The following is a 13,939-nucleotide window of genomic DNA, read 5'->3' as shown; positions in this document are numbered from 1 at the left end:
AATTTAATTCTCCTTATTATATGATTCTTCTTCTTGACCGAGTATTCCACTTAAAAAAGAAAAGATAAATATTTTAAATAATGCATCAGAATAATATGACTTAAATGCTTCTACCAGGATGAGAGGAAAATTTTCTTTAGCTGAAATAAATATCCTTAACAGACTATAATAAACATCGTCTCTTTTACAAGCCCTTGTTTGTTCAAGTAATCGATAACCCATATTTGAAAAAGCTTCTTGAAGTATCTGATTCTTGCCTTTACGATATTTATAACCAAGTTTTTTTAAGCTCTCAATTATCTCTGAAGAGTTTTTTCCTGATACTATTCTCAACAATCTCTGAAAATTTGTTTTATCATTACGAGTGATATTGAAAGCTTCTTCAAGAGTCTTTTGAAATTCCCCAAATTCATTTTGTAAATTTTTGTAATAAGTTTCAAAATCATGGTATGAAAATTCACCAGTAGAAACTTTTTGATTAAGTTCTTCTAGGGTCATACTCCTACTCCTTTTAATTTTTCTACTATTATAGAATAAAGTTTGAGTAATTTGTTTGCAAACTCCAAAGGTCTATTTAGATTTCTTTCAATCTTTATAAAATCTCTCAGAATATTTCTATCATTTTTCAAAAACTTTTCTGGATTTTTTAGACAAACTCTAAAAATTTTATGTGCAATATCAATTAATTCATTATATCTCTGCTCTAAAATGATTGTTAAAATGTTAGTCTCCCCAATATCTCTTAAAAGATTTGCAATATCTCTATCAGATATAATAACTGCTACATTATACGGGAATGTATAATAATTTATATCATCCGATTTTTTTGATATAATTTCAATATTCATTGAAGTCCATTTACTGAAAGTAAATGATATTTTATGAGCATATTCGATTATTGAATTCGCAACAATTTCTCTCCGTTTTTTAGGTGCATCGTTTGGTTCTGATTGATAAAGTGCTTTAACAATACGATTAAGCTCATACATCAACTTAAATGAAGGAGCGTTAATAAATAATTGTGTTTTATCCGATAGATTTGTAAATGCAAGATGGTGATGAATTAAAATAAAACTACATAAATGACAGACTTCAAGACTCTCATTCATATTCCAGAAACCATTTGGAAATTTGGATTTTGAAGGTCCTAACAATTTGTTAAAATACATATCGAAGTATTTTATCTTGTTCAAAAACATTTTTGCTGCATTACCCATTTTTTCAATTTCAAAATATTTCTCATCATTTAAATAATATGGATTAGCACAAATATGACAGCAACCAGAATTTTCTAAATAATTAAATCTTGTAATAAATTCACTGAAAATATTTTTCTGATTTCCTTTAGAATCAATGAAATTGGGATAATAAAGATTATTTCCAGTTAAATTAATGACTTTGTTCTTTTCAAAGTAATTATCAAACGAAATATTTGTGAAAAGATTTTTATCTATACAAATCATACAGTTTTCAAAAGAAATGTAGTCTGGATAATATGATGCAATCCCTATCACCCCAGCATTGTAAAGCCAGTTTGATGGATAAAGTGTAATTGTATTTGTATTCATTTTATCACCTCCAGCATTCCAAATCCTTGTGAACGATGAACTCCCAATCCAATGTCATATATCATTTGTAAAATTTCCGGGAGTGATTTTATAACAAAAATTCCATTGACAGATGGCATTTTTTGATAAACATATACTACTTCTCTACCCCATTTACCTATTTCGAATTCTAATGGGAATTTCTCTTCGTAATTCAAAAATTCTTTTGCACATTGACGAACCGCAAATTCAAGTCCCTCTATAAAGCCGTCTTCGCCTGGTAATAAAAATTTGTGTGAATCCCCAATGTTATTTATAAGTACTGGCGAAAGTGTTTTAAATGTTGCAATATCTTTATTGATTTTTTTGTGAGGATTTAATTTCACTTTGATAGGCTTAAAGTATATTTCATTACCATTCTGTTGCCACCTGTGCTCTTTAATTTCTCTAAAACTATTGTAAATAGAAGATAAAAGGAATAAATCAGAAGAGGAAAAGTTTAGATATGCAATGTTACCAGCATTAATTTTATCGCTATCCATTCCATTTAATTGCGGGAAATATACACTAAATGTAAATGGCTTTAATCTTTTTTTATCATAATAGTAATGATAAAGTAATTCGCTTTTACTTTGAATTAAATATTTTATTAATGAAATAAAGCCCCGATTGTAGTTTTTGGGAATTGTAGTGGGACTTATTTCAAAATCGAAAGTGAGTCTCACATTGCCCCCATATTGTTTGTAATAAAATTTATAAACTCAAGAACCTTATTCTTAAATATCTGGCAGGATTTACAATTTTATTACATATTATTTAGCAATTATCTGATATTGATATGATTGCTAAAAAGTTATTGCACCCTCTGAAATTCATTATAGTTTAAGAACTATCAATAATAATTTTAGAAGGAAAATAATAATTCGTTAAGCTTTTGTAAAGAAAATTTTTTTGATATTAATATTATTCGTCTGGATAATTAAATAATAAAACGTAGTAAAGTTAGAATAATTATTAGTAAGCTAAACTTACTTGACAAACAGAAATGATTGCAAAATTTTCTTTTACTGAATTTTTAATCAGTTGAATAAAGTTGACTGAAATAAAAAAAATATAAAAACAATTGCAGACTTAAGACACGTAAATAAAAAACTAAAAACAAATTGACTTTAGTTACAGTCAATGAATTAAAGTAAACTAATATTTTCTTTACGTGAATTTTATTACTATTTCATTAATATCATTTTACCTGTTTTAATTGTATTGTTTGTAATTAATTGATAAAAATAAATTCCAGATGTCATGTTCACAGCATTCCATTTAAAATCATAATTTCCTTCATTTAATTTTTGATCAATCAATGTGATTAATTTTTGTCCCAGCAAATTATAAACTATTAATTTAACATCTGAAGTTACTGGCAGTTTTAAAATAATTTTTGTTTCTGAATTAAAAGGATTAGGATAATTCCCAATAAAAAATTCCTGTGGCAATACATTGTTTTCAACTTTTGTTTTAACATTAGCAGGAATTAATTCTGGCAATATTTCTGGTTCGTCTAAAAATTTCTGGTAATCATATGGAACATCAAGATTGCAACCTGCAACTGGATAAATACTGCTACTACCAAGATAGTTATTCAATAAGAATCCTGCACCAGGTATTGAACTATAATCTGAGAAAACTGCTTTCCCGACATTTTCAAAATAATTGTTTTCAACACGAACACATGCACCCATTCTGGTATTAATTGCAGTGTTACAATTTTTATAATAATTATTAAAAATGTGTGCTTTACCAAATCTTATACTTGGAAGTCGTGATTCACAGTTATAAAAATAATTATGATGAAATGTAACACGAATAACAGTATCAGCATATTGTTCGTCGCCAGAGCTAATAAGTATTGTTTTGTAATGATCATGAAAGTTACACCATGAAACTGTTATAAACGAAGATGCATTTTTAATATCGAGCAAGCCATCATAATAATCAACACCATGTTCTCTATCGGAGAAAAATTCACAATGATCAATCCAGATATTTTTTGATTTACCATTGATTTCAACTGCATCTTGTGGAGTTACATGAGAAACAGTTATGTTTTTTATTATTACATTTCTTGCATTATTAATGGATAATTCAATTCCTTTCAAGTAAGCTTGATTTCCATAACCCAGCAAAGTTTTATCTGAATTTATCTGGATAACATCACTACCTTCAATTTTTCCACTAAATTTTACAACATAAGGTTTTTCACTACTTAAATAGTTTTTTAAATCTTCTAAATTATTTGCAATAACTGTATCGCCCAGTGCTCCACCAATAACCATAAATGGAGTACCTTTATCATCCTGAATTGTTGCATATCCAATTAAATTAGTATCTGCTTTTATTCCCAGTGGTAAAAATCTTGCAACAGCATTTACATTACTTTTTATTACAAATGTAAAAATTGAATCTGCACTTGTTTCTTCGCCCAGCCAGCTTTCAAAAAAATATCCTGGTTTTGGATGAGCTTTAAGTGTTACAATTGTTCCTTCATCATAATAATTTTGAACAGGAGAATATTCAACAGTACCCCAATCATCATTATTACTTTTAACAGTTAGAATATAAGAAGGCGTACATTGAGCAGGTTCAATTCCATCTCCAATAATTTTAAAGTAATCATAATTACCCAAACCATTTGGAGAATATGATTCTAATCTTATTTTATGATAGCCAGTTTTTAAATTAACCTGGACTGGATTAGATTCTTTCCACGAATTCCATTGATCACCTGTTCTGGGAAAATAAACTGTATCAACAACAACGTTACCATTAATCAATAACTTTGCATTTCTTTCTTGAGTGTTACCACTTACAGCATATCTCCATATAAATGAAAAAGTTCCTTCTTTAAGAACATTAATTTGCCAGCTAATACTTTTACCAATTCCTAAATCTGTATCTGCATAACCCTTCCCTGTATAACCAGTAACACTTGTAGCTATTGTTCCATCAACAGAACAAAAGCCTAATTCATTTTCTTGAATTATGACTTCATTTTGAGCTAATAAATTATATGAAATAAAAATTGAAATAAGTATTAGAGATTTGAATTTGGTCATAATTCTATTCCAAATATTTATTTTAAAAATAAAGCCTTTACTATTTTTGATGAGTTATAAGAATTCATTTTAATAAAATAAACACCGCTTTGTAAACTTTCGTCAGCATTCCAAGTAATTGAATATTGACCAGCATCATAAAATGAATCAATTAGTGAAGCAACTTTTTCTCCCAGGATATTATAAACATCAATTTTTACATTAGAAGATGATGACAAATAAAAAGTAATTGTAGTTGATGGATTAAATGGATTGGGAAAATTTTGATAAAGATAAAATTCTTTTTCAATAGTTTGATTTGATTCAGAAATATTTGAAAGTGGTTGCCATTCAAAAGCACCTAAGTCAGGAGCATTTCCATAATACTGTAATCCTACATCCACTCCTGCATCTATAAATTGGCTATTAGAATTCAAATGCAAAAAATCAATGTCAGGTAAGCTACCATCAGGTTTACGTGGTGCTGTAGCAGGTGATGCATCTAAACTAATAAAATCTGCTTCAGAAATTTTAAATGGACTAAGCCAGCTATTTTTTTCCTGAATAGCAAAACTTCCAAGTTCTACAGAACCATTTAATGATATACAATTTTTCACAATGAGTTGTTGACCAGCATTAATTTGTCGAGTTATGCGATAGTTAGCAGATTTATTACCATAACCAGTGCAATTTAATAAAGTCATCGAACCTGCATTATTATTCTGATCAAAACCTTTGACTTTGTTATTAAAAGCAAGACAATTTTTTAAGATAAAATGATGCATAAGATTTAGACTATTACTATTATCGCCTCCGCCCATTTTAAAACCATTACCATTTCCTGAACCTATAGTACCATCTTTTCTGTAACCATTAAGGAATGTCCAGCAATTTTCTAAGATAGTTGTAACATTATCAGCCCCTCTCAAATAACCATCCCAGCCGTCATCAGAATTTTGCCAGGCACGACATCCATAAAAATAATTGTTTGAACCAACAGTAAGTTTAGGAGCAAAACCATCTGCATTGCCTTCACCAGGATCTGCATTGTAATATGAATCGCAATTTATAATTTTATTATTCGAAGCTCCGTTACTCAGTTGCAAACCAGAGTCTCGATTTTCATAAAAAGAACAATTTTCTATAATATTATATGAACCACCACTTATTTCCATTCCATTATCGCCAGCACCTTTAATATCAATTCCTTTTACATACCAGTAATTTGCTCTAAGACTTATTCCTCTATTACTACTACTAACACTCATAGAAGAAAAATCCAGAACAGGTCGTTCTCCTGGATAAGCAAACAGATAATATCTTTTTGATTCAGTTCCAGATTTTGAAGAACCAATACTTATAGTAGATGTTAATTTATAATTACCACCCCTAACATAAATAGTATCTCCAGGTTGAGCCACACTTATTGCTTTAGTTATAGTTTTAAATGGCTGGGATATAGTTCCAGGATTATTATCATCACCATTTAATGCTACATAGTATTGAGCATTAATATTAATTAAACAAATGAATACAAATATAAAAGTAGATTTCAGGATTTTATTAAATGAACTCATTAATTTCCTCATTCTTAAATAGACAAATAAAAAAATAGACCAGCTTACAAAACATTAAGCTGGTCTATTAAATGGTTAATGAAAAGTTATTTGGCAAGAATCATCTTTTTAACACTTACAAAGTTATCTGCAGTAAGTTTATAGAAGTAAACTCCAGAAGTTAAATTTGAAGCATCAAGGAGTATGCTATGATAGCCAGCATTCATTTCTTTAGAAATTAATGTAGATACTTTCTGACCAAGTGAGTTATAAATCGATAAATTTACAAAACTTGATTTTGGTATAGAAAATGAGATTGTAGTAGATGGATTAAATGGATTTGGATAATTTTGTTCCAGATAAAATTCTGATGGTATTAAAACTGTCTCATTTAAATCTGTTCCTGTTGCTTTTGTTATTGTAACTTCATCGATATCAACATCTCCTGTTTCAGAAACATTTGCAAATTTTATTCTATTTGTATTGGCATCATTTACTTCAAAAACATTATCTTCACATTTTACAGTACCTTGCTCAGTTTTCCCAACTAACTCCCATGTTTGACCATCATCATTAGATTTATAAACTGCAACGATTCTCTTAGAGTCACCTCTTCCTTCTTTGAATATAACTTTCCCAACACCACTATTCAGCTTTGGTGTAATCGCATAACAAGGTGGTTCAATACCAGCACTTTGAACAGTAGTAGTTTTAGGCATTCTCAACGTTCGTGGATTCTGAGCTGATGTTGAACACATATACGAAGAAGACCCTCCTAAATATACACCAAGAAAAATCCACTCTCCCGAATATGTTAATGTATATGGAGTAGGAGTTAATGGTCCAGGAGAGCTTCGTACTACATCAGTAGGTGCATCATCAAAATTTTCCGTCCAATATGCTTCTTGTGCAAAAAGAGTTATAGAAAATAAAATTATAAAAATAATTAAAAGTTTTTTCATTGTGTCCTCCATTTAGTTTTATGATTAGTAAATTATTATGTTTTTCTTAAAAAGCAATGCTTAGAGAAAAACGGTTCACTCCATCAAAATATTCTGTTGCTGAATAAGAATAATTAATGTCGAATTTAATACCACCAATAGATTGTTTAATACCATAATAGCCCAAGGTAAAAACATAACATAGTATGTTTTTAGCCATGCTTACTCCTTATTATTTTTTCAAAGAGATTATAATTAAAGCATATTACTATGATATAATCTATTAAAAAGTGGGAATCTATTAATAAGATTTTTATTTACGATTGATAGTTTAGATAAAACCCTGCAAGGTGAATTTTTTAAATCAATTATGTTATTAATTTTCATGTCAATTAAATTATTATCAATAAAGTAAGTGTTTACTTAATTGCTAACTTAACTTGTCAAAAATTGTTAAAAATGTCAAGTTAAATTTATGGTTATTAATTAATTATTTTTGAAATAAGAAATCATGGGGAAGACAGTAAATTAGTTTATATAATTTCTTATATCGGTTACAATCATATTAGCTTTTAATGCCGCCTGAATTCCAGAATCGCCATCTTCAAATACCTGACAATTCTGAGCTTTAACATTTAATAATTGCGAGGCTGAAAGGAATAAATCTGGGGCTGGTTTTGGCTTAATGTTATCATCAGCTGTTAAAATAACATTAAAATAATTTTTTATACCAATTAGATTTAATTCTTCATAAACTATTTTTCTCATTCCACCTGATACAACTGCCATCGGTAATTTATTTTTATGTTCTAACACTATTTTAACAACTTCGTCTATTGGTTTTACTTCATAAATATTTTCCATAAAATATCTATGTTTTGCTTTTAGTATTTCGTGAGTATCAAGAGGTATTCTTAACTTTTCACTCAGTATATTTATGATGTCGGTTTCTTTCATACCTTTCTTAGAAAAGAAAAAATCGTAATCAAATTCCAGATTAAATATATTCATTGCATATTCCCACGATTTCATATGAAGTGGCATAGAATCAACAAGAGTTCCATCACAATCAAATATTAATGCTTTTGCATCAGGATGAATTTCTATTTGTTTCATAATTGTGAATAATAGAATTCGTTCCAGCGAAGTTCTTTTTTAAATTCAGAAATTTTTGTTGAATCGTTAATCAACAGGAATTCAATTCCAGCTATTTCAGAAAAGTCTTCCAGATATTCAGAAGTAATAGCTTTTGTAAAAGCAGTATGATGAGCTCCACCTGCTAAGATCCATGTAGTTGCAGAAACTTCGAGATCTGGTTTAGGAATCCACAAAGCTCGAGCAACAGGTAATTTAGGTAGTTGTTTTGGAGGATTTATAACTTTTACTTCGTTGACAATCATTCTAAATCTATTTCCCATATCAATAAGAGATGCATTCAATGCTTCACCTTCTTTTACATTAAATACTAATCTTGGTGGGTCATCTTTTCCACCTATGCTTAATGGATGAATTTCCAGTTTAGGTTTTTCATCTGCTAGCGATTCACAAATCTCAAGCATATGTGCCCCTAAAACCATCATATTACCTGGTTCTAAGTGATAAGTGTAATCTTCCATAAAAGAAGTTCCACCACTTAAACCTGTGGACATAACTTTTACAGCTCTAACAAGAGCAGCAGTTTTCCAATCACCTTCTGCACCAAAGCCAAATCCTTCTGCCATAAGTCTTTGAACTGCCAAGCCTGGTAATTGTTTTAGACCATGTAAATTTTCAAATGTAGTTGTGAAAGCTTTATAATTGCCATCATACAAAAAATTTCTAAGACCAATTTCAATTTTTGCTGCATCTCTCAAGTTCGAATATTTATCTCCATCTTTCAATGCATTTTGAGCAATTTCATACTTATCTGAATATTCTTTCAAAAGTTTATCAATCTCATTATCAGTAACATTATTAACATAATTTACAAGATCTCCAAGTCCATATCCATTAACTGAATAACCAAATTTCATCTGTGCTTCGACTTTATCTCCTTCTGTTACAGCTACATCTCTCATATTATCACCGAATCGAACTATTTTAGCACCTTGAGCATCCTGCCATGCAATAGCAGCTCGCAACCATATATTTAATCTGGTTTGAACTTTATCATCCTGCCAGTGTCCAACAACCACCTTCCTTTGTTTTTTCATTCTTGTGCATATAAAACCAAATTCTCTATCTCCATGTGCTGATTGATTAAGATTCATAAAATCCATATCAATAGTATCCCATGGAATATCTCTATTAAATTGAGTATGGAGATGAACAAATGGTTTTTTAAGAATATTTAAGCCATTGATCCACATTTTAGCAGGAGAAAATGTATGCATCCAGAAAATTAAGCCAACACAATTTTTATTTGAATTAGCTTCAAGACATAAATTATAAATAGCATCTGGAGTTGTAAGAACTGGTTTAAAGATAATTTTAACAGGAAGTTTATTTGAATTATTCAGACCTTCAACAATTAATTGAGAATCAGCAGCAACCTGTTTTAATGTTTGTTCTCCATATAAATGCTGACTCCCTGTAACAAACCATGCTTCGTAATTTTTTATATCAATCATGTTAATTCCCTATTTATTAAAATTTTGTTGTCCATAATATGCATCTGGACCATGTTTTCTTTGAAAATGTTTTTTAATTATATACTTGGGAAGAATTTTTAACTGTGGATTTATAATAAGTGTACCAAAAGCAAGTTGAGCAACATATTCAAGAGTCTGTGCATTTTTAACTGATTCAATAGGATCTTTTCCCCAGGTAAATGGTGCATGACCTGCTACAAGAACTGCAGGCATTTCTAAAGGATTCAAGGTTTTAAATCTCTCAATAATAACTTTGCCAGTATTTTTTTCATAATCCACTTCTACTTCTTCTCTACGCAAATAGCGAGTAATAGGAACTGGACCATTAAAAGTATCTGCATGAGTTGTTCCAAAGCATTGAATTTGTCTGCATGCCTGTGCAAACATTGTAGCATATAAACTATGAGTATGAGTAATTCCACCTATACCAGAAAAAGCTTTATACAATTCAATATGAGTTGGAGTATCTGATGAAGGACGTTTGTCACCTTCAACAATATTACCTTGAAGATCAACAACAACCATATCATCAATTTTCAATTTATTATAATCAACACCACTTGGTTTAATAACAATAAGACCATTTGAACGGTCTATTCCACTAACATTACCAAATGACTGGATTATTAATCCAGACTTAAATAATTCTAAATTTGCTTCGAGTACCTGTTGTTTTAATTGTTCTAACATAGGCTTACGATTTTTTTGTTCTTATTTCATCACGAATATTTAATAAATCTTTCATAACATTATAAAGTGAACCATGCCATTCTTTTGTTCCAAATGAATCATGAAGTTGAGAATATAGTGCATATAATTTTTTATAAGTTTCATGATATTCATGATTGGGATAATAAATTTTGTTTATACCTGTCATAGCAGATTGAGCTTCTTTAACAGAATCGTAGCCACCGTTTTTCTTGCCTGCTGCAACCGATGCAAAGATTGCAGCTCCTAATGCAGGTGTTTGTTCACTACGAGAGATTTTCATAGGTCGTCCAATAACATCGGCATAGATTTGCATCATAAGTGAATTTTTAACTGCAAGACCACCACAATTAACAACATCTTTAATTTTAACACCATACTCTTCAATTCGATCGATAATTTTCAAAGCTCCGAAGGCAGTAGCTTCAATTAATGCTCTATAAATTTCATGAGGTGTTGTATGTAAAGTTTGACCAATTAATAAACCTGATAGTCGAACATCTACAAGAATAGTTCTATTTCCATTATTCCAGTCAAGTGCAAGTAAGCCAGATTCACCTGGAATTAATTCAGAAGCAGCTTTTTCGAGGTTTAAGAATTTTTCTTCTGTAGTAGAACCATATTTTTCTGGAGTAAGATAATTAACAAACCATAGTAATATATCTCCAACTGCTGATTGTCCAGCTTCAATACCATAATAACCATTCATAACCGAGCCATCAACAATTCCACATACACCAACGATATCATTAAGAGGTTTATTATTTTGCCACACCATTATATCACAAGTGCTTGTCCCAATAATCTTGACCATTGTTTCTTCTGTTATTCCAGCACCAACAGCCCCCATATGAGCATCGAAGGCACCGACAGCCACAGCAACATTTTCTGTCAATCCAAGTTTCTCAGCCCATTCTTTCGACAGATAACCTGCTAAATTTTCTGATGTATAAGCTTTGTCATACAATCGTTCAAGTAAGCTACCCAGGCCATTTGAGAGCTTTTCTAAAAATTCTCTATCTGGTAAACCTCCCCACTGTAAATTATAAATTGCTTTGTGCCCCGCTGCACAAATACTTCTTTTAATCTCTTCTGGTTTTGTTTTACCAATTAACACTGCTGGTATCCAATCGCAAATTTCTACCCAGCTATAAGTTTCGTTATAAAGTTCAGGATCTACATTTTTGCAATGAAGTATTTTACTCCAGAACCATTCAGAAGAATATTTACCACCAATCTTAGATAAATATTGTGGACGAATTTTAGAAGCCAGTTCCGTAATTTGTTCAGCTTCGAGATAACTTGTATGATCTTTCCATAACCATACATAAGCATTAGGATTATCTTTATATTTTTCTTTAAAACACATTGGAATACCATTTTCATCAACTGGCATTGGACTACTACCTGTAGTATCTATACCTATTCCAATTACATCTTCATTACGAAAATCTGGTTCAACATCTTTAGCTTTTAATAACACATTTTTAATAGTATACTCAATTCCAAGTAAATAATCATTTGGATTTTGTCTTGCAAGATTTGGATTTTCTGGATCTAAAATTACTCCATCAGTACCTGATGGATATGGGAACACAGAACTTGCCAGTTCTCTGCCATCAGAAACACCAACAATAACAGAGCGGCAGGAATTAGTTCCAAAATCCAGTCCAATAACATATTTATTCATATGAACCTCTAACATCAGCCTGTAAAGTACAAGTAAGCACCAAGAATACAGAGCAATACAATTATCGATGCAATAACATCCCATTTATTCCAGCTTGCTCTTGATTCTTTTCGATGTTCCTCTGTTACAGTTCCGTATGTCAATCCATATAGATTTTCATATGATGGTTCTTCAGTAGCATAACTTACCACTACCATTACAATAAGACTAATAATGAATATCAGTAAACTATAATACTGGAAGAAAATATTGTTTACAATCCATAAAAATGAACCTTCGGGATAGTGGAAACCTTTAATTAATTTTACAGGTGTATCAACTGCCAATCTAAAAATTCCAAGAATAAAACCAGTATAAAGAGCAGCAAGGCATCCTTTTGCATTCAATCTTTTATGAAAAACACCTGCAAAGAAAACAACAAAAATTGGAGGTGCTAAATAAGCTTGAATACCTTGTAAATAATCATATAAGCCTTTACCACCACGAATTACAGGCAACCATAATAAACCAATAATAACCATAACAGTAGTAGCAATTCTACCAACCCACACCAATCTTTCTTGAGATACATTTGGATGAAGTCGAGAATAGAAATCCATAGTAAATAAAGTTGAACTTGCATTAAATGCACCTGCGAGAGAGCTCATTAAAGCAGCCAGTAAACCTGCAACAACAATACCTCTAACGCCAATTGGTAAAACATTAGCAACCATTAATGGGAAAGCTTGTTGTGCATTATCACGAATTATATTTCCATTTGCATCAAGTAAAGTATTTTGAATAACTGGAACTTTTCCGCTTACTGCAAGAGCATAGCAAATTATACCAGGTATAATAAATATAAAAACAGGGAGTAATTTAAAAAAAGCAGCAGCTATAGTACCACGACGGGCTTGAGTTTCGTTAGGAGCAGCTAAAACTCTCTGAACGATATATTGATCTGTTGTCCAGTACCACAAACCAATAATAGGTGCACAGAAAAGCATTCCAAGCCATGGATAATTATCATTAAAATACCATGCCATTCTACCTGCTTCTTTAACAGGTTCCCATGTCCCTTCAACTCCATGTGGTACAAGTGGTTTCCATAGGTTGAACATTTCAGGACCTACAATTGCTTTAAGTTCGCTCCATCCTCCAACAGCTTGAAGGCCAAAAAATGTAACAAGTGCAGAACCAATTATCAAAATTATTGTTTGAAGTGCTTCTGTATAAGCAACTGCACTCATACCACCGAGTATAGTGTAAATTCCAGTAATAACAATAACAAGTATGGAACCAATCCAGAAGCTATCCATTCCAAGAAAATTTATATCAGGCAAAAGAACAGAAAACACAACGCCACCAGCAAAAACACCAACAGCAATTTTAGTTAATATATATGCAACTAATGAAATACCAGACAAAACAATTCTTGCTTTTTGTGAAAATCTTTTTTCAAGAAATTCTGGCATAGTAAAAACTTTAGATCGTAAATAAAAAGGAACCATAACCCAACCCAAAACAAGAAGACACCATGCATGTAATTCATAATGTGCCATTGCAACGCCATCAGTTGCACCAGACCCTGCAAGTCCAACCAGATGCTCAGAACCTATATTTGAAGCAAATATTGATGCACCAACTATAAACCATCCCAAACTTCTCCCTGCTAAAAAATATCCATCAGAAGTTTTCTTTTGTCTTTTTATAACCCACCATGCCAGTCCAAGAATAATTGCAAAATAGAAGGCAATAGCAAGCCAATCAAGTGTACTGAGTACTCCCATATGAAC

At 30.9% G+C, this 13,939-nt stretch carries 12 protein-coding genes; all 12 read right to left on the bottom strand.

The genetic code is table 11. The features are described from left to right. Positions 1 to 3: 3 nt before the first annotated feature. The 12 genes from VJY38_RS07630 to VJY38_RS07575 all read right to left on the bottom strand — a co-directional run bounded on the left by VJY38_RS07630 (position 4) and on the right by VJY38_RS07575 (position 13,933). Positions 4 to 498, bottom strand: coding sequence for a hypothetical protein (locus VJY38_RS07630; protein WP_353680095.1), 495 nt, complete (start codon positions 496 to 498; stop codon positions 4 to 6). After that, positions 495 to 1,568 carry a hypothetical protein gene (locus VJY38_RS07625; RefSeq protein ID WP_353680094.1) on the bottom strand — a complete coding sequence of 358 codons (1,074 nt, stop codon included), beginning with the start codon at positions 1,566 to 1,568 and terminating at the stop codon, positions 495 to 497. Before VJY38_RS07625 ends, VJY38_RS07630 begins: the two co-directional genes overlap by 4 nt. Beyond that, entirely contained in the window at positions 1,565 to 2,272 is a 708-nt protein-coding gene (gene cas6, locus VJY38_RS07620) for a CRISPR-associated endoribonuclease Cas6 (RefSeq protein WP_353680093.1), read from the bottom strand. Before cas6 ends, VJY38_RS07625 begins: the two co-directional genes overlap by 4 nt. Positions 2,273 to 2,773: 501 nt before the next feature. Then, positions 2,774 to 4,660, bottom strand: coding sequence for a pectate lyase family protein (locus VJY38_RS07615; RefSeq protein ID WP_353680092.1), 1,887 nt, complete (start codon positions 4,658 to 4,660; stop codon positions 2,774 to 2,776). A 17-nt stretch (positions 4,661 to 4,677) separates the two neighbouring features. After that, a complete protein-coding gene (locus VJY38_RS07610; RefSeq protein ID WP_353680091.1) occupies positions 4,678 to 6,216 on the bottom strand; it encodes a right-handed parallel beta-helix repeat-containing protein in 1,539 nt (512 codons plus the stop codon). Positions 6,217 to 6,302: 86 nt separating this feature from the next. Further along, positions 6,303 to 7,157, bottom strand: a complete 855-nt coding sequence (locus VJY38_RS07605) for a T9SS type A sorting domain-containing protein (protein ID WP_353680090.1) — start codon at positions 7,155 to 7,157, stop codon at positions 6,303 to 6,305. Positions 7,158 to 7,203: 46 nt separating this feature from the next. Beyond that, complete coding sequence (locus VJY38_RS07600) at positions 7,204 to 7,356, bottom strand: hypothetical protein (RefSeq protein ID WP_353680089.1); 153 nt, start codon at positions 7,354 to 7,356, stop codon at positions 7,204 to 7,206. A gap of 308 nt (positions 7,357 to 7,664) precedes the next feature. Then, positions 7,665 to 8,252 (bottom strand): HAD family hydrolase, encoded by a 588-nt coding sequence (locus tag VJY38_RS07595; protein ID WP_353680088.1) that lies wholly within the window; start codon positions 8,250 to 8,252, stop codon positions 7,665 to 7,667. Further along, the gene (gene araA / locus VJY38_RS07590) at positions 8,249 to 9,745 is read right to left on the bottom strand and encodes an L-arabinose isomerase (RefSeq protein ID WP_353680087.1); all 1,497 of its coding nucleotides are present in this window, start codon (positions 9,743 to 9,745) and stop codon (positions 8,249 to 8,251) included. The genes VJY38_RS07595 and araA overlap by 4 nt, the downstream gene beginning before the upstream one ends. Before the next feature lie 9 nt (positions 9,746 to 9,754). Then, positions 9,755 to 10,456, bottom strand: coding sequence for an L-ribulose-5-phosphate 4-epimerase (locus VJY38_RS07585; protein WP_353680086.1), 702 nt, complete (start codon positions 10,454 to 10,456; stop codon positions 9,755 to 9,757). 4 nt (positions 10,457 to 10,460) lie between these two features. Further along, positions 10,461 to 12,164 (bottom strand): ribulokinase, encoded by a 1,704-nt coding sequence (locus tag VJY38_RS07580; RefSeq protein WP_353680085.1) that lies wholly within the window; start codon positions 12,162 to 12,164, stop codon positions 10,461 to 10,463. 14 nt (positions 12,165 to 12,178) lie between these two features. Continuing rightward, entirely contained in the window at positions 12,179 to 13,933 is a 1,755-nt protein-coding gene (locus tag VJY38_RS07575) for a sodium:solute symporter (protein WP_353680084.1), read from the bottom strand. Positions 13,934 to 13,939 lie beyond the last annotated feature (6 nt).

The organism is Rosettibacter firmus (assembly GCF_036860695.1).
In the GTDB taxonomy this organism is placed as follows: domain Bacteria; phylum Bacteroidota; class Ignavibacteria; order Ignavibacteriales; family Melioribacteraceae; genus Rosettibacter; species Rosettibacter firmus.
Note: the sequence above shows the minus strand (reverse complement) of the source record. Positions and strands in the feature narration are given on the sequence as shown.

What these genes read in the sequence shown, in the direction of transcription:
- VJY38_RS07630 (WP_353680095.1), bottom strand. Translation starts at nt 498, where the DNA reads ATGACCCTAGAAGAACTTAATCAAAAAGTTTCTACTGGTGAATTTTCA.
- VJY38_RS07625 (WP_353680094.1), bottom strand. Translation starts at nt 1,568, where the DNA reads ATGAATACAAATACAATTACACTTTATCCATCAAACTGGCTTTACAAT.
- VJY38_RS07615 (WP_353680092.1), bottom strand. Translation starts at nt 4,660, where the DNA reads ATGACCAAATTCAAATCTCTAATACTTATTTCAATTTTTATTTCATAT.
- VJY38_RS07610 (WP_353680091.1), bottom strand. Translation starts at nt 6,216, where the DNA reads ATGAGTTCATTTAATAAAATCCTGAAATCTACTTTTATATTTGTATTC.
- VJY38_RS07605 (WP_353680090.1), bottom strand. Translation starts at nt 7,157, where the DNA reads ATGAAAAAACTTTTAATTATTTTTATAATTTTATTTTCTATAACTCTT.
- VJY38_RS07600 (WP_353680089.1), bottom strand. Translation starts at nt 7,356, where the DNA reads ATGGCTAAAAACATACTATGTTATGTTTTTACCTTGGGCTATTATGGT.
- VJY38_RS07595 (WP_353680088.1), bottom strand. Translation starts at nt 8,252, where the DNA reads ATGAAACAAATAGAAATTCATCCTGATGCAAAAGCATTAATATTTGAT.
- araA (WP_353680087.1), bottom strand. Translation starts at nt 9,745, where the DNA reads ATGATTGATATAAAAAATTACGAAGCATGGTTTGTTACAGGGAGTCAG.
- VJY38_RS07585 (WP_353680086.1), bottom strand. Translation starts at nt 10,456, where the DNA reads ATGTTAGAACAATTAAAACAACAGGTACTCGAAGCAAATTTAGAATTA.
- VJY38_RS07580 (WP_353680085.1), bottom strand. Translation starts at nt 12,164, where the DNA reads ATGAATAAATATGTTATTGGACTGGATTTTGGAACTAATTCCTGCCGC.
- VJY38_RS07575 (WP_353680084.1), bottom strand. Translation starts at nt 13,933, where the DNA reads ATGGGAGTACTCAGTACACTTGATTGGCTTGCTATTGCCTTCTATTTT.